This window comes from bacterium, from assembly GCA_016702305.1.
GTDB lineage: Bacteria > Electryoneota > RPQS01 > RPQS01 > RPQS01 > JABWCQ01.
This window is the reverse complement of the sequence record JADJEH010000002.1, coordinates 185,324-202,801: the sequence shown is the minus strand read 5'-3', so window position 1 is coordinate 202,801 and position 17,478 is coordinate 185,324. Positions and strand designations below refer to the sequence as shown.

Sequence of the window (17,478 nt, the reverse complement as noted above, 5' to 3'; positions counted from 1 at the left end):
AGCATCCTCCTAAGTGAACCGTCTAACGCGGGCCGAACCCCTTCCGCCCCTACATGTTCGCGATAATTTCCGTCGCGAATTCCGAAGTCTTCAGCTTCGTCGCACCTTCCATTTGACGGTGCAGGTCGTAGGTCACGCGCTTCTTGGCAATCGCACCTTCCAGGCCCTTGACGATCAGCTTCGCGACATTGTCCCAACCGAGATATTCAAACATCATCACACCGGACAGAATCACTGAACCCGGATTGATAACATCTTTGTCCGCATACTTCGGCGCCGTGCCGTGCGTGGCTTCAAACACCGCGTAAGCATCGCTGATGTTGCCGCCCGGTGCCAATCCTAAACCGCCCACCTGCGCCGCGCACGCGTCGCTCAGATAGTCGCCGTTCAGGTTCGGAGTCGCAAGGACATCGTATTCATCGGGGCGCAACAGCAGCTGCTGGAACATCGAGTCGGCAATGCGATCGTTGAGCAGCACCTTGCCCGCGGGCAGCTTGCCGTCGTGCTTGTCCCACAAGTCCTTCTCCGAAATCACGTGCTCCGGGAATTCACGCGCCGCCAATTCATAACCCCAATCACGGAACGCGCCTTCGGTGAACTTCATGATGTTGCCCTTGTGCACCATCGTCACCTGCTTGCGGCCCTTGTCAATCGCGAATTGCAGCGCTTTGCGGATGATCCGCTCGCTGCCATATTTGGAAATCGGCTTGATGCCGATGCCTGAATCGTGGCGAATCGTCTTGCCGAGCCCCTTGATGAACTCGATGATGCGCGCCGCTTCGGCCGAGCCCGACTTCCATTCAATCCCCGCATACACGTCTTCCGTGTTTTCGCGGAAAATAATCACATTCAATTTGCCCGGTTCTTTCACCGGAGCCGGCACGCCTTCAAACCAGCGCACGGGCCGGACACACGCGTACAGGTCCAATACCTGCCGCAACGTCACATTCAACGAGCGAATTCCACCCCCCACCGGCGTCGTCAGCGGGCCCTTGATCGCGACGATGTACTCTTTGATCGCCGTCAGCGTGTCTTCGGGCAGCCAGACGTTCTCACCGTAAACCGTCAGCGACTTCTCGCCGGCATAGACTTCAAACCACACAACTTTCTTTTTGCCGCCAAAGGCTTTCTCGACGGCGGCGTCAAACACGCGCTGCGATGCGCGCCAGATATCCGGGCCGGTGCCATCCCCTTCGATGAATGGGATGATGGGGTCGTTAGGGACGACCAAGCGGCCCTCGGCGACCGTGATCTTTGATCCGGTTGCCGGCGGCGTTAATTTGTCGTACAAGGCAGTATTCCTTTGACTAAGGGGATGCGAGTTCCTCGCATGCGAGCAAACCTACGGCTGTGCGTCTGTTGAGAGGCTGGAGTGGCATCACGGCGACCCCGGGTGGCTACCGTAATGTGGAAGGGGAAGATGCATGAGCGACCGGCATGACCCTTACCGGAAGCTATTTATGAGGCTTGGTGTAGCGCTTAACCACCTCCTGCTGCGAGGCTTACACCTCGAACAAGGCCCGTTAAGCTGACTTACGAACCTCTAATATACCGAACAGCCCCAGGAATGTCAACTCCTTAGCGTTACACGAAACACTCCCTCCATTCACTATAATTGACTATTCTCAATTGATTTGACTGACCTGATTCCAACAAAAAACACCGCTGCGAGGGCGGTGTTAACAATTTTGTTGAATCAGACGAGGCAGGATGATTCAAGTTGAACAAGATACGGATTCAGTCACCGAGAACCGGGAAGCAGGAGCTAAGTGAGCCGTGCAGGGGCCGCAAGCAGGAGCAGAGGAAACCGTGCCAAAGCCCTCGGTAACTGAATCCGTGTCTTATTCAGAGACAGACGATATGTCAAGATTGAGAAAGGCCGGGCCACACGACTCCAGGTGCAAGGTAAGGAGAAGTGCGTCGTCACAAAGATGCAGGGAGACTGGGAAGAAGACCGCGCGCAATGACGATGGTCATCGTGCGGCCACGGCTGCCTCTCTCATACTTGGGAGGGGGGATTATCCCTTGGTGCCGCGCAGGATAACCCTCCGTTCCAGATCATACCCGGCATGGGACCCGGGCGAAGGGGACTGTAGCCCATTCAAGAAACCTGTAAGGCAACGCATGTGCCACGCGAATTCCCAAGCCTTAATCTAATTTTATCAATCGTTAAGATTTTTGACCGTCGCAGGAAAATCGTGCAGAGCGTGCATGATGTCCGGTTTTTGCGCGAATTGGCCAACGGACATCGTACCCTCATATCTCCGTTTTTCAGAATCACCGCGTCCCAAACGAACGCGGCGGCCCTCCCAGTGCCGCCGCATTCACCAAATCTAAACTGACAGCGGCCTATCTCACCAGCACGAGTGGCACGACCTTGTTAAGGCCAGCCGCACGAACGCGGGCAAAATAGCTGCCGGTAGCAAAGCCTGCGGCATCCCAGTCGAACCGCACGACGCCAGCCGCCGCAGTGCGCGTAAGAGTCTCGAGCAGACGGCCATTGTTGTCCCAGATGCTCAGCTCCACTGCGCCCGCTTCCGGAAGCGTGAACTCAATCGTCGTCGCCGGATTGAACGGATTCGGATAGGCGCGCACCGCGAAATCCTGCGGCAGCAACTCCGCCCCGCTCCAGGTCGCCGTGACCAACCGCTCACGCAGCTCTTCCCGCTGGCCATTGACATGCACAAGCGTCAGGAAGTACGAATACTCGATCTGCGCCGTCACCTGTTCATCCACGAACGCATACTCCCCGCCGCCCGCCGAATTACCCCGCGCCCCTACCGTGTGAATCCGCTCGAACGTGTTGTCTTGCCCCCGCCATAGTTCAAAGCGCTCAACCGCCGTTTCGCTGGCCGTCGCCCACGAGAGCGCGATACCATTGGCGCGAGAAGTCGCCCCGAAGCTGAGCAGCTCCACTGGCAGCGGTCCGTCCAGTCCTACGTCAGGCAGCAGTTTGGCTGTGAACATCCGGGTGACTTCGGCATCGGGTGCTGGCGAGTAGCCGGTCAGCGCGTAGGCGCTCGTCGCGGTCTGGATCATGGCCAGCGCCGCATCGTTTGAAGTCGTTCCGAGGTTCATTTCCCAGTAGAATTGGCCGATCTCGTCCACCTTCATGACGTAGGCTTCTTCACTCGCGGCATCGCCGTCCGAACGGCCGCACAGCACTATCCCGCCATCCGCACTGGCCAGCACATCCGTCGCGACGTCAAATCCGCCGTTGTCATAGAGCGTCTGCCAGACCAGCCCCCCCGCCGAGTTCGTGCGAATTAACAGGATGTTCTGATCCACTGGCACGGTCGTCTGCTGAAAGCCTCCGAGCACGAATCCACCGTCGGACGTGATATCAATTCCAGTCGTCACTTCGTCGTCGGCGCTTAGAAAGAACGCGCTCCACAACGAGTCGCCGTTCGCATCGGTGCGGAGCAGCCAGGCATCGCGTCCGCCGAAGCCAAACGACTCCGTGACAGCCACAATGGCGAATCCCAAGTCCGGAGTCTCAACGGCTGCATAGGCCACGTCGCTGGCGGCGCCGCCGTAGGTTTTGCTCCAGAGCACGGCACCCGCCGCCGAGAACTTCACCAAATGCACATCTCGGCCCGAGGTCGCCCGCTCCTTGTAACCGACCAATAAGAAGCCATCATCGCTCGTACGCAGAATGTCGAACGGCACCTCATCGTCGCCATCGCCAGTAATGAAGCCGCTTTCGAGCGCGCCTGTCGCGCTGATGAAATAGAGGCGAAAGTCGGCCGGCCCACCAAACGCACTCAGCAAGGCACTCACCGCATAGCCGCCGCCGGTCCGGTTGGTTATCCCGGTAGCTTGTTCGTCGGTGGCATCCGGCAGCGCCACGGTCCAGTCCGTCGTCCCGTCGAAGAAGGTCTTGAGCAGATAGACATCGTAGTCAAGGCTCACGTTGGTATACCCTGCCACGACGATCCCACCATCCGGCGCCTCCACAAGGGCCTGGCCATCCAGATCGCTCCCGAGCACGTCGAGCCTCGACCAATCCACGCCCGGCGCTTGCGCCCAAGCCGAACTTATCCACAATACAATCAACAGTATGAACCACATTGCGCGGCACCTTTCCTGAGGCTTCACGATTTTGCATCATTCTCCTGCACGGGTCAAGCTAATATAGACCTGTACAAGTGGTTTCGCAATATGGTAAGTAGATTTAGTAGGTTGCCAAAACGCAACAGACCACGCCGAGGCGTGGTCAGGGGGGATTTCACGAGAGCGGCGTCAGGCTGCTTTTTTTCTTACTTCAGCAGCAGAATTTTCGCAGTTGTGAGGTGATCGCCGGCGGTGGCGGAAATGAGGTAGATGCCGGTAGTGAAGGTCGCGCCATCGAAAGTCATCTCCGCTTGGCCGTTTGTTGCGGTTAGTTCCCTTCTTATGATCTCTTGGCCGAGAACGTTGTGGATGCTCAGATCGACAGTTTGAATGTGCACGGGCAGCATGACCGATATGCGCGTGGAGGAGTTGAACGGGTTGGGATAGACGGAAAGAGCCACTTCTCGCGGAATTCGCGGGCGACGTGTGACCGGAGTTCCGGTACGCCGGGCGATGAAGAGCTGGGCGGCGCCTGCACCTTGTGGCCAGTTTCTTCGCGAATCGAAAATCACGTATGAACCATCCGCTGGGCAACTCGGGCTGCTATCCCAGAAGGCCGTATTGATGGTCGTATCGCAACGGATCGCATTCCCAAAACCTGTGTCGTTACGCACAGCGTAGAAGACATCCAGTTGCACTGACGGGCCTCCAAACATCCCATAGACAAGAGTCTGCCCTGAGTCTGTCAAGCAAGGATGTCTTGATCCATTTATTTGATTCAGGTGGGGCGCAATAATGATTGGCTCTGACCAGGAGCTATCCGGTTGCAAGCGGCTCGTACACATGACTTCTTGACCAAATAGCGGTCCCGGTCGGCCATCCGAAGTGAACACAAGCGTCGAGTCGTCAAAGCTGATCTGCCCGGTGAATTCCTGTCGAACATTCACAGGCTCCGGCAAGGCTTCCCCGACAGTCCAATCATCCCATTCCGGACCAGTTCGATATGAGACAAAGAGGTCATAAGACGAGCCCGTCCACTTCACATAATACAGCCGCTGCCGGTCAGAGGTAATGGATGGACTCAAGTTGCGCTGATTATTGTTTACATTCGGCCCGGCATTGACCGGTGTCGTCCACGTCGAATCGTCAATTCGCTCCGATATGTAAACGTCATCATCACCGAATAGGCCGGGGAAAATCGTCATGCAAAGCACTTCCCCATCTGCTGAAACAGTCGAATAATAGAAACTGCCCTGCGGTTCCGCGTTTATCGGGGGACGCATCAACACCGGCTCCGTCCATTGCCCAAATGCCGCTGCTTGTACACACAACAAAATCGCGAACCCCACCAGCTTCAGGATTCCCTGAATTCCGGGTACGATTCGCGATCTTGTTTCAATGCCGTTCAACCGTTCCATAACTCCCGTCCGATAGGTTGCGCCGGGGGATATTAACTCAGCAACTTCTTATGCGCTTCAATCAACTGATCGACGACGGCGGGGTCGGTCAGGGTGGTCGTGTTGCCCATGTCGGAGTATTCTGCTTCGGCGATTTTGCGCAGGATGCGGCGCATGATTTTGCCGGAGCGCGTCTTGGGCAAGCCCGGCGCGACCAGCACATGCTCAGGCACCGCAATCGCGGAAATTTCGCGGCGCACGTGTTCCTTCAACGCGCCCAACATCTCGGCGTGCGACACCTGCTCGCCCTCCGCACTCGGGACGACGAAAGCGAAGATCGCCGTGCCTTTGATTTCGTGCGGCACACCGACGACTGCGGCTTCGCTGACGAGATGATTGCTCACGAGCGCGCTCTCGATTTCCGCCGTGCCCAAGCGATGCCCGGCGACATTGATGACATCGTCCACGCGGCCCGTTATCCAATAGTAACCGTCTTCGTCGCGGCGCGCACCGTCGCCCGTGAAATACAGGCCGCGATAGTGCGAGAAGTAGGTGTGGCGGAAGCGCTTGTGATCACCCCACACCGTGCGCGCCATGCCGGGCCACGGACGGCGAATGCAGAGGTGGCCGCTGACGCCGTTGCCGTGAATCTCTTTGCCGTGTTCATCCACGAGCATCGGGTCCACGCCGAAGAACGGCAGCGTCGCGGAGCCGGGTTTCAAATCGGTCGTGCCGGGCAGCGGTGTAATCATAATGCCGCCCGTTTCCGTTTGCCACCACGTATCCACCACCGGACACTTGCCCTCGCCGACGACGTTGAAGTACCACTTCCACGGTTCGGGGTTGATCGGCTCGCCGACGGTTCCCAAAATTCGCAGGCTCGAGCGGTCATATTTCTTCACCCACTCGTCGCCTTCGCGCACCAGCGCGCGAATCGCGGTCGGCGCGGTGTAGAAGCTGTTGACACGATAGCGCTCGACGATGTCCCAATAGCGGCCCGGATTCGGGTACATCGGTGTGCTCTCGAACATCACCGTCGTCGCGCCGTTGGCTAACGGGCCATAGATGACGTAGCTGTGTCCGGTGACCCAACCCACGTCGGCCACGCAGCAATAGACGTCGCCGGGATGATAGTCGAAGACGATCTTGTGCGTCATACTCGCGTAGAGCAGATAGCCGCCCTGCGTGTGCATCACGCCTTTCGGTTTGCCGGTCGAACCGGAGGTATAGAGAATGAAGAGCGGATCTTCGGCGGACATCCACTCGCAAGGGCAGGTGCCGCGCTCACCGGCGAGCGCTTCGTGCAGCCAGATGTCGCGGCCCGGCTTCATCTTCACCTCGGTGCCTGTGCGCTCGGCGACGAAGACGTGTTGACGCTCTCGATGCCTTCCACCGCATCATCTACGATCGCTTTCAAGGGAATCGCTTTGCCGCCGCGGCGGCCTTCGTTGGCCGTAATCACCACCGTTGCTTGCGAATCGAGTATCCGGTCGCGCAAGGCGTGCGAGCTGAAGCCCGCGAACACGACGGAGTGCACCGCGCCGATGCGCGCACAGGCGAGCATCGCATACGCGAGTTCGGGAATCATCGGCAGATAGATGATCACCCGGTCGCCTTTGCGCACGCCGGCGCGTTTCAGGACGTTGTCTAAGCGCGCGGCTTCCCATTTCAATTCGCGGTAGGTGATCGAGCGGCTCTCGTGCGGGTCGTCGGCTTCCCAGATGATCGCCACGTCGTCGGCCTTTTCGGGGAGGTGGCGGTCGAGACAGTTAAACGCGACATTCAGCATCGCGCCCTGAAACCACGTCACCTCGCCGTTCTCAAATTCCTCTTCAAGCACCTTGGTCCACGGGTGATACCAGTAGAGCGATTGCGCCTGCTCGGCCCAAAACTGCTCGGGTTCGCGAATCGAACGCTCGTAGAGCTTGGCGTACTCTTCAACCGAGCGGATGTGCGGACGAATCGGCCCCTTGTAGGGGTTCTTCAGGATTTCACCGTGAGTGGGATGCATGGGGAGGGAAGGGGACTGTTACGGCGTGGCGCTCGAGACGACGTGATAGAAGGCTTGTGAGTTATCCGGTGTGATCAGTGCGAAGGTGTCGGCTGTTTGCACGGCGATGGTGAGGAAGTCGTCTTCGGCGTTTTGAGCGGTCATGACGCGGTAGAACGGTGCGCCGCTGGAACGCCAATTCAGATGCAGATCGCCGTCGTGTGCGGTGATGGTTAGCTCGGTGGGAGCTTCGAGGCCGCTGTCGGTGTAGCGCCAGATTTCGCCAGTCGTCGCGCACATCCACGCTTCCAGCGCGCTGTTCAGGCGCACGCAGCGCAGGCGCGACCAGGTGTTGAGCGGATAGGGATTCCAATTCTCGCCGCCGTCGTCGGTGTGCAAGACCCAGCCGCTATCACCAACGCAGATGCCGTGCTGTGCATCGGCGAAACGGATGGAGTACATCAGCAGCGTATCGCCGCTCGAGTGGATCGTCCAGTTTGCGCCGCCGTCGTAGGTGCGCAGGATGTTGCCCGCCACGCCGCAGGCCCAGCCGGTGTCGGCATTGAGGAAGTAGGAGCTGTAGATGGCGCGGTCTATGCCCGGGTTTGCTGCACCTATGTCGTGCCCGCGTCGTCGGTGCGGAAGATGTTGCCATTGACGCCGGTGATGTAGCAGGTGTTGGCGTCGAGGGCGAAGGCGCTTTGAATTTGATCGCCGTTGCCGTTGCTTTGCGGAGTCCACGTTGCACCACCGTCGCTTGTGTGGACGATGGCGCCGATGCGGCCTACGGCCCAGCCGTGATTGGCGTCGGCGAAATCTACGCCGAGGAGAATTTGTGAGGTGTTGCTTGTTTGCGGAGACCAATTCGCGCCGCCGTCGCTGGTGTGCATGATGGTGCCGCTGTTGCCGACGATCCAGCCGTGGTTTTCATCGGCGAAATCCATTGAGAAGGTGGCCAACGTGCCCAGCGCGTTGCTCGGGGCCCATGTATCGCCGCCATCTTGTGTGGAGATCAAGGTGCCCACCGAGCCGCAGGCCCAACCGGTATCCGCATTGACAAACGCCATGCAGGCCAACGTATTCGTCGTGCCGGAAGGCTGCGGCGACCACACTTGCGCGCAAGCGGCGGTGCAGAGGATGAGGAGGGTTAGGAGTTGGGGCATTGGGGGGGTGAAGGAAGCGGGCGGGTGTAGGCTAAGTCTATGGTTTGCGTTCACGCGCTAACATTGGTCGGAACGGAAGTAGTCGGTTTTATTTGACTTGGTGTTTTGGCTTGTGACGGGAGGTGCGAGGGGGGAAGCGGGGCGGATTGCTCCATTCGGAGCTAATATACGAAATTTTGAACGAATGTGCAATTTGTTTTAGTCTTAGCTTTAAAGAAGGGCACCCGCAGCGGGGCCGCCCGCGAATCAAGTACGTAAACGTGAACCCTTAAACAACTCTCCAAAAGGTACAAACATAGTGCCTTCTTCGGCAAGAATGCGTTGCCTTTGGCGCAAGAAATCTAACAGGCTAACCTGTTCCTGCAGAATGGCTATCAGGTCGTGCCCATTCATAACAAAAGAAAACCGGTTGCTTGCCCCTTACAATTGCTATTTTGGCTTCTTCTGACACTCCATTAATAGCAAGTAGGACTCCACGCGTGAAACTGGATTTACCCTCAATCTTCGTTCTGAAAATGCCCAAAGGTGCCACTGACAGCTCATTTCTTTCCCACTTGCCTCTTAAGTAGGTCTCATGGTCCATTTCGAATGATCCGTCAATCTCTTCACCTGTCCTCTAAATACTGGTCGAGGAATTAATCCACTGATTTGAAACAGTCTATCCAACAAGTTCTGCAGTTTGATTCCTGCGGATTGTCGGTTTGAGTCCTGCCAAAGATCTATAAACAACGCGTAAAGTTGATGCAATTCTTCTCGATACTGATTCGACTGAGTTTCTGCGATCTTTTCTTTCGATTTCTCTCGAATAATTGTCTCTTTTGCTCGTTCAGATTGATCAACAGAAAGAAGATTGAGAAATCGTTCATCCCATAATTCCGGGATTTTGAACTCTAAGTCTATCAAATGGGCATTGATCAAGTCAATCTCTCTTCGTAGAATAGGATTGTTGTTCCTCTTGCGATATGAAATTCCCTCATTAACAATTTCAAGTATCAAGTCACAGAATTTGTCGCGATGAAACTCGTATGTATTCGAAAGCATTGTCGTTACCATTGGATGCTTACTCGTCTTCATCCAATAGTTCGCAATCCCATGCTTCTCGGATATCGACTTAAAACAGACGTAACCCTTACCCCATTCGGGTCTTCCGGACCCGGGAAGGAAGTCTCTTAGCACTAGGGCCAATTCGCTAAGTGCGTTGCGCTGAGAGGAGAAAGTGCCATTCTAACACGAGGTATTGATTTCGACTTCCCTTCCTCCCTACACCACAAACGTCGGCCTGCCGAAATACTTCGGGTCGCCGGTTTGGATTAGGTCGTTGGTGTTGATGTCTTCTACGAGGCTGGCTTCGTCGAACCAGCTCTTGGGGGGGAGGTGGCCCCAGAACGTCGCGCGGCGTTTGTCGTTGATGCTCCAGCGGACGGGCGGGACGTCCCAATCGGTGAGCAGATAATCGCCGGTGTAAATTTCGATGCGGTTGTTGTCGAAGTCGCGCAAATAGAGAAAGAACGCATTCGACAGGCCGTGACGGCCCGGGCCGCGCTCGATTCTATCCACCAAGCCCATGCTGGCCAACACGTCGCAGGCATCCAAAATCGACAGCCGGTCATAGGCCCAAAAGCCGACGTGATGCAGGCGCGGGCCGATGCCGTTCATCATCGCGATGTCATGCACATTCGGTTTGCGGTGCAGCCACGTGGCCCACAGATCATCCGTCTCGACACAGCGCCAACTGAAGCTGTGATTCTTCGGGGAATATTCGCCCGGGATGCGCGGCTCGTCGTTGGCCGCGGTGTATTCGCTGCAATGAAAGCCCAAGCGCTTGGTGTACCACTCATAGGCGCGGCGCACGTCGTGCACCTGACAATTAAAGTGGTCAATGCGCTGAATGCGCGCGCCACGGTGCTCGTGGTACTTTTGCAAACTCCAGTCGCGGCGCTCCATCGAATAGAAAAAGTGCAGCGGAATGCCGTGCGGGTCCTGCATCGCGAGCGTGCGGCCCATGCCGAACTTCGCGCCGGGCTCGAGCCACTTGTGCGCGAGGCCGTCTTCGCCCGCAATCCACGCCAGCGAATCGAGATCGCTCTCACGCTCGACCTTGAAGGCCAAATGCGCCAGACCGGGTTTATCGGACCGACGCAAGACGAGTGAATAGGGATCGCGCTCCTCGATATTGCCCAGATAGAGGCGCTCGGAATCGCGATGCACCAGCGTGAAGCCGAGCGCGTCCACATAGAAGAGTTTGGCCGCGTCCAAATCAGTGACACGGAATTCGGCGTGCGCAGTGCGCAAGATGTTGGGAGTCATGGCGGAAAGTATGAGGGATGAAGTATTAAGTATGAAGTCGGAAGTCAGAAGTCGGACAGGGGCACCCGCGGCGGGTACCGCCGCGTATCAGCGACCTTATGCGGGCTGGGCGTGGATGTACTTTTGCTTTAGCTCACGGAAGCTGATCAGGCGCTGCTGTTGGATGTCCCAGACGCTTAGGAACATCGTTTTGAGGCTCGAGGGGATCGTGACTTCGAAGACGTCGTGGAACTCGGGGTTCTCGTTGTAAATTTTCTCAAGGCGGTAGTTCGGAATGCCGGGCGTCAGGTGGTGAATGTGGTGATAGCCGATGTTGCCCGTGAACCACTGCAAGACCTTGGGCAGACGATAAAACGAGCTGCCCTGCATCGCGGCGCGCACGAAGTTCCATTCCTGATCAGGCTTCCAATACGTGTGTTCAAACTGATGCTGAATGTAAAACAGCCAGATGCCCGCGCCGCCGGCCATGTAGAGCACCGGCACGGCGATTTTCAACACGGGAAGCCAGCCGATCCACCAGCCTAACCCGGCAAACGTCAGCACCATCGTGAGATTGGAGATCACGACGTTGCGCTTGTCGCGCTGGCTGTACTGCACGGGGTCGGACCAATGGCGGTTAATATACAGCAGGAGAATCCACGGGCCGATCAGCAGGAAGACGAACGGATTGCGGTACAAGCGATAGCGGAAGCGGTCGAACTTCGAGAGCTGCAGGTACTCATCCACGGTGAACACATCCATGTCACCGATGCCGCGATGATCGAGGTTGCCGTTGGTCGAGTGGTGAATCGCGTGCTGACGCTTCCAATAAAAGTACGGCACCATCGTGAAGAGACTGCATAGATAGCCGACGCGGTCGTTCCACTTGCGGCTCGGGAAAAAGGCGTTGTGGCCGCCGTCATGCTGAATAATGAACAGGCGCACGGTAAATCCCGCGGCCAACAGTGAAAGCCCCAGCGTGAGCCAATAGGAGTAGCTCAGGCTTAGATACATCAGATAGTACGTCGCGAGCAAGGGCAGCAGCGTGTTCGCCAATTGCCACAGCGAGATACCGATGGAGGGCTTGATGTACGGATTGAGAATGGTCAGCAGATCGTTCTCATTGTTGATCTGCCGGGGCGCGGGTGCGGCGGGCGTAGTGCGCTGACGCACGCGCGGCTGAACGGTGATTTCGGTGCTGATAACGGGCCTCGGAATAATTGGAAGGTAGGATTCAAAAAGTCAGAAAGCCGGAACGGAATGCTCCGACGTAGTTGCGAACAGGTTACCCCGACCAAGGGTCGAGGAAAAGCTGCGCGTCGCCGCCCAGGTCTTCGCGATCCGGCGCGGCTTGATTGAGTTTGCCCGAGAGATCGTAGTAGCGGCTCTTGAAATAGAGAAGCGGATGCAGCGGTTCGATGCCGCGGTGCAGGGCGAGCACACGGCCCACGATAATGTAATGGTCGCCGCCGTCGAGCGCCTGATCGACGGAGCAGCCAATGGCGGCCAGCACGCCCTCGAGGCGCGGTCCTCCCTCCCACTCCACAAAGCGGAAAGAGGGCTCTTCACCCTCTTTGGATCGCCCGGCAAAATGATTCGAGATCGCGACCTGCTCATCGCGAAGCATGTTAATTGTGAAGCGCGACCCGGGCTGCAAGTGGGGCGCCATCTGCGCGCGCTTGGCCACGCAGAAGATCACGAGCATTGGATCGAGGGACAACGACGTGACGGCGTTGGCCGTCATGCCGTGCGGGCCCGTTTCGCCGGGCGCACTAATGACGCAAACGCCGGTCGCGAACAGACCGATCGTGTCAAAATAGGTACGAGGATCGAGCGGAGTGCGGTAGTCGGTCATGCCGCGGTTCAGCGCTTTGCGCCGGCTTCGCCTTCGGCCTCGTCGCGCATCTTGGACAAGAAGTGGCGAACTTTTCCATCGCCTCTTTACGCGGGTGATTCTTCACCAACGCTCCGGCCATGCGCACGGGGTCGCCGAAGAAGAAATACTCGTAGAGCGCCTGTCGCGTGCCGAATGCTGATACCGACGCATCCCAGGCCAAACGGAACAGGGGAATACGCTCGTAGGCGTCTACGCGCGCGCCCTGATAGTACTGCTTGATCTCTTCCTTGAGCGGGCCGTTTAGATCTTCATGTGTCGGCATGGCGACCAAGCCGCTGGCGCCAAGCTGCTGAATGATCTGCACGAGGCGCGGATAGGTGCGCGGGAACAGATTGCGGGCGGCGTCGAGCGGGTCCCCACGCGGGACGCATCACGCCGTATTCGTCCATGTGGCAATCCGCTTCAGCGGCGCGCAGGAAGGCCTTCATGGTCTCGTGCGTCACCCACAGGTCGGCCAGCTTTTCATGAACGTGCTGGAACTGCTCGATGCCGATCGAATCTACCATCAGCGAGGCGAGGCCCAGCAGGAACTCGCTCTTGGCGATGTTCTTGCAGAGCACCTGATGCGACATGTGCACGACCGCGCCGGAAGCGGCGTAGGCCTTGTTGCAGACATCCACGTTCTTGTACAGCAGGACCTTCTCCCAAGGAACAAACACGTCGTCGAAGATCACCACGGCGTCCTGTTCCTCGAAGCGCGCGCCGAGCGGATGATCGTAGCCGTTGGGGTTGTAGCTCACCGTCTCGCGGCACTGGAACTTCAGGCCCGGCGTGTTGGAAGGAATACAGAAGCCGAAAGCGTACGGCGCGTCTTCGGGATTGCTCGTCAACAGCGTCGAGGGGAAGACCATGATTTCATCGGACACCGGCGCGGTGGCCAACATGCGCGCGCCGCGAATGACAAAACCGTCGGCGCGCTCTTCTTTAATGCGCGCGCCCATGTACGGGTCTTTTTGAGCCGCGACCGATACCGCGCGGTTGGCCTGCGGATTGATCAGCGTGTGCGTCATGCACAGGTCATGGCGTGACAGGTGCCTGTGCAGAGTCTTTGCATTCTCCCCGAAGCGCGGGTCCTGTTCCGCCAGGTACTTCCAACCGCCGGCATACGAGGCCATGGCACGATTGAGATAGTCCGGCGAACGCCCCATCATACCGCAGGTGAATCCGGCAATGGTCAACATGCACTCCGACAATTTGCGGATGTCGTCGGCCGTACGCGGAATCATGTAGGTGCGCCCGATTTGCTCGCCCGACTCTTCGTCCTTGACCAGCATCACGTCGGGGTTCTTCCATTGCAGGTCGTAGATATCGGCCAGACTCTGCGCGTGTCCCTTGAACTCGGGATGCGTGGTGAAGTCGGCGATGCGTTCGCCGCGATGGTAGATCTCCGGCGGGTTGTTCTTAAGATGTTTCAGAAAGTCTGCGCCTGTGCGAGCGGGCATGTCGGTCTCCGTCTATGTGCTGGATTGCGTGAAGAACAGTGGTTTGAAAAATGCGCTTAGCGGAATGAGCGGCCGCCGGAGTGACGCGTGCATCCCCACACGCCGCAGCTGCATTTGCGCTTAAGAAACTTGTTGTCGGGATAGCTGCCGATCTCCGTCGGCTTCAGATTCGTGCGCGTCGTCGTGCGGTAGCGGTAGGCTTCCGGGTTGAAATCGTTCTCCCACGAACACCAGCCCGGATTGTAGGAACCCGACGGGCTGTAGTAGTTGTTCGTCGTGCTGTTGTAGTAACCGCTGTTGTAGAAGAACGACCCGTAGTTCTCAACATTGAAGCCGCCGAGCTGCGGATCGCCGGGCGAATTGGTGTAGGCGCGCTGGATCTCTTCGACATTGCGGGCCTTCTCGTAGGTCAGGCCGATGATCCACTCGGGAAGCGCGTGCAGGTCGGTGTCGAGCGGCCAGACGGCCTTGACCTTTTTGTAATTGTGTGTGCTGCCCATGGCTTCGAACGCGCGAAAGCCAAACGCCTTGAGACGCGTCGTGTCGGCGAACTCCGGCACGTAAACCTGGCCGACGACCAGTTTGATGCCGTTAACTTCAACTCCCTTGTAGCCATCCGGCGGCGGCAGCAAGACGCGCTTGGCTTGCGCAACCTGCATGCTCGCAGCTATAATCAAAACTATCGTGGCCAGTCGCGTGATGAATGTTTGCATCGTTGTACTCCTGTGCCGATAATAACCGATAATAGAATATTTAACAGAGTTATTTCGAAGAGCCCATCTGCGGCACGTGCGCGGCCTTCAGCGGGACGTGGACGGACTTGGCTTCCATGAAGAATTCCTTGAAGGAGAGCTCCCCGCCTTCGCGGCCGATGCCGCTCCATTTGGAGCCACCGAAGGGCAGGCGGAGGTCGCGGACGTTTTGCGCGTTGACCCAAACCATGCCGCACTCGAGCGCCGCCGCGACGCGATGCGCGCGTTCTATGTCGTTGGTCCATACGTAGCCAGCGAGGCCGTACTTGATGTCGTTGGCCTGACGCACCGCGTCCTGTTCGTCGTGAAACTTCATCACGGTCAGCACCGGGCCAAAGACCTCTTCCTGAGCGATGCGCATGTCGTTGGTCGCGTTGGTAATCAGCGTCGGCGCGAAGTAGTTACCGTGGCTCTTGTCAACCGCCGAGCCGCTCAGCGCGAGCGGGTGATCGCCGCCGACGAGCACCGTCGCACCATCGGCACGCGCGACGTCCATGAAGCCGCGCACGCGCTCCCAATGCTCGCGATGAATCAGCGGACCAACCTCAGTGGCCATGTCGTTCGGATCGCCGACCTTGATATTCCGCACGCGCGCGGCGAGCTTCTCGACGAATTCGTCGTGGATGCTGTCCTGCAAGAAGAGCCGCGAGGCCGCCGTGCAGCGTTCGCCGTTGAGAGAATAGACTTGCCACAACGCGCCGTCAATGGCGCGCTCCATGTCCACGTCGGCAAACACGATGTTCGGAGATTTGCCGCCAAGCTCCATCGAATAGCGTTTCAGCGTGTCCGCGCCGTTCTTGATGATAATCTGGCCCGTCGTGGTTTCGCCCGTAAACGAAATGAGATTGACCATCGGATGCGCGACCAACGGCGCACCGGCGGACTCGCCGTAGCCATGCACGCAATTGAACACACCCGGCGGGAGATCGGCCTCTTGCATGATTTTGCACAAGTGCGACGCTGACAACGGCGACCATTCCGCCGGCTTCAACACCACAGTGCAGCCACTCGCCAACGCCGGAGCGACCTTCCACGTTTCGAGCATGAAGGGAGTGTTCCACGGCGTAATCAAACCCGCCACGCCGACGGGCCGATAGATCACATAGTTCAGCCACTCGTCATTGACCGTGTACGCGTCGCCGCGCAATGCTTCCAACTGATCCGCGAAGAAATAGAAATTGTCGGCGCGCGGGGAATCGCGCCCTTGGTGATTTGCGCGCGCGGAATGCCGGTGTCTTCAATTTCCAATTCGGCGACCGTCGCCGCATGCTTCAAAATCAGATCGCCGATCGTGCGGATTTTTTTCGCGCGATCCTTGACCTTCATCTTGGACCATACGCCGCTGTCGAAGGCGTTACGCGCGGCCTTGGCCGCCGTGTCAATGTCGGCGGGCTGACCGGAAGCGCAGTGACCAATCACCGAATTCGTGAGCGGAGTCAATATCTCAATCGTCTCGCCGCCATGTGACGGGACGAAATGATTGTTGATGTAGTGGAGTATGGAATGCATGAAGAAGAGTCAGAAGTATTAAGTCAGAATCAGTTTCCGGCGGGGAAGTTCTACGCTAAACCCGCTCGCTGAAAGAAGGATCACTTGCCCAGAATCGGCGAGAGCACCTGATTGCCCGGCACTACTTTATTTTCCAGGGCGCCGATACCTTGGATTTCCAAGCGCATCACGTCGCCGGGATAGACGTGCGACAGGCCGGCCGGTGTGCCGGTCCAGATTTGATCGCCCGCTTCGAGTGTCATGATCATCGAACAGTATTCGATCATCTCTTCCAACGAGTAGATCAAATCTTTTGTTGTGCCGTGCTGGCGCAGGTCGTTGTTGACGTAGGTCTTGAGTTCGACTTCGTGCGGCGAGCCGAATTCATCGGCGGTCACAATCCACGGCCCAATCGGTCCGAACGTATCCCAGCCCTTCCCGATCAGCGGTGGACGGAAATACGGCCCGATGTGATCGCGAATCGTCACGTCGTTGCCAATCGTGTAACCCTGCACATAGTCGAGCGCGTCCTTGGCTTTGACAAAGCGGCACGTACGCCCGATGATCGCGACGAGTTCCACTTCGTAGTGCATGTACTCGCTCTTGGGCGGCATCAGCACATTGGCCTTGTGCCCAACGAGCGACGACTGCGGCTTCAAAAAGATTGCCGGGAGATCAGGCTTGGCGAGGTTGAGCTCCTTGGCATGGTCGGCGAAATTCAGTGCGATGCCGATGACTTTATTGGGCACATTCGGCGGCAGCCAGACGACCGCGTTGGGATCATGCTCCGTACCGTCTTGCGAGTGCAGAGTGCCGTTGCGGAACACTCCCTGATGTAGTTGGCCGTTGGCGGCCCAGCGTGCGAGTTTCACGAAAGGTATTCGGTAAGAGGTGTGAGGTATTTTCTTCTTTGCTTCGACGGGGAACCGCGCTTCGTCGGATTCTCTTCAGGAGAATGTGGTTTATTCCGCGCGGCGGGCAGGTTCATGCTCTGGAGGGGATAAACACTT

10 protein-coding genes and 3 pseudogenes are annotated in these 17,478 nt (G+C 57.7%); all 13 read right to left on the bottom strand.

Going from position 1 to position 17,478, the window contains the following annotated elements:
* Window positions 1-49 precede the first annotated feature (49 nt).
* Window positions 50-1,291: an isocitrate dehydrogenase (NADP(+)) gene (gene icd, locus IPH10_05425; GenBank protein MBK6910358.1), complete on the bottom strand. Its 1,242-nt coding sequence runs from the start codon at window positions 1,289-1,291 to the stop codon at window positions 50-52.
* Between the two features lie 1,058 nt (window positions 1,292-2,349).
* Window positions 2,350-4,071, bottom strand: coding sequence for a T9SS type A sorting domain-containing protein (locus IPH10_05420; protein MBK6910357.1), 1,722 nt, complete (start codon window positions 4,069-4,071; stop codon window positions 2,350-2,352).
* Window positions 4,072-4,259: 188 nt separating this feature from the next.
* Window positions 4,260-4,751, bottom strand: a complete 492-nt coding sequence (locus IPH10_05415) for a T9SS type A sorting domain-containing protein (GenBank protein MBK6910356.1) — start codon at window positions 4,749-4,751, stop codon at window positions 4,260-4,262.
* 752 nt (window positions 4,752-5,503) lie between these two features.
* Window positions 5,504-7,461: pseudogene (acs, locus tag IPH10_05410) on the bottom strand (acetate--CoA ligase).
* An 18-nt stretch (window positions 7,462-7,479) separates the two neighbouring features.
* Window positions 7,480-7,977, bottom strand: coding sequence for a hypothetical protein (locus tag IPH10_05405; protein MBK6910355.1), 498 nt, complete (start codon window positions 7,975-7,977; stop codon window positions 7,480-7,482).
* A 77-nt stretch (window positions 7,978-8,054) separates the two neighbouring features.
* Window positions 8,055-8,603, bottom strand: coding sequence for a hypothetical protein (locus tag IPH10_05400; protein ID MBK6910354.1), 549 nt, complete (start codon window positions 8,601-8,603; stop codon window positions 8,055-8,057).
* 1,260 nt (window positions 8,604-9,863) lie between these two features.
* Window positions 9,864-10,910, bottom strand: a complete 1,047-nt coding sequence (gene hpaD, locus IPH10_05395) for a 3,4-dihydroxyphenylacetate 2,3-dioxygenase (GenBank protein ID MBK6910353.1) — start codon at window positions 10,908-10,910, stop codon at window positions 9,864-9,866.
* Between the two features lie 96 nt (window positions 10,911-11,006).
* Window positions 11,007-12,062 (bottom strand): fatty acid desaturase, encoded by a 1,056-nt coding sequence (locus IPH10_05390; GenBank protein MBK6910352.1) that lies wholly within the window; start codon window positions 12,060-12,062, stop codon window positions 11,007-11,009.
* A 112-nt stretch (window positions 12,063-12,174) separates the two neighbouring features.
* Window positions 12,175-12,744, bottom strand: coding sequence for a flavin reductase family protein (locus tag IPH10_05385; GenBank protein MBK6910351.1), 570 nt, complete (start codon window positions 12,742-12,744; stop codon window positions 12,175-12,177).
* Window positions 12,701-14,228, bottom strand: a pseudogene (hpaB, locus tag IPH10_05380) (4-hydroxyphenylacetate 3-monooxygenase, oxygenase component). The gene IPH10_05385 and the pseudogene hpaB overlap by 44 nt, the downstream one beginning before the upstream one ends.
* 56 nt (window positions 14,229-14,284) lie before the next feature.
* Window positions 14,285-14,941: a hypothetical protein gene (locus IPH10_05375; GenBank protein MBK6910350.1), complete on the bottom strand. Its 657-nt coding sequence runs from the start codon at window positions 14,939-14,941 to the stop codon at window positions 14,285-14,287.
* Between the two features lie 49 nt (window positions 14,942-14,990).
* A pseudogene (hpaE, locus tag IPH10_05370) lies at window positions 14,991-16,489 on the bottom strand (5-carboxymethyl-2-hydroxymuconate semialdehyde dehydrogenase).
* A gap of 80 nt (window positions 16,490-16,569) precedes the next feature.
* Entirely contained in the window at window positions 16,570-17,340 is a 771-nt protein-coding gene (locus IPH10_05365; GenBank protein MBK6910349.1) for a fumarylacetoacetate hydrolase family protein, read from the bottom strand.
* Window positions 17,341-17,478 lie beyond the last annotated feature (138 nt).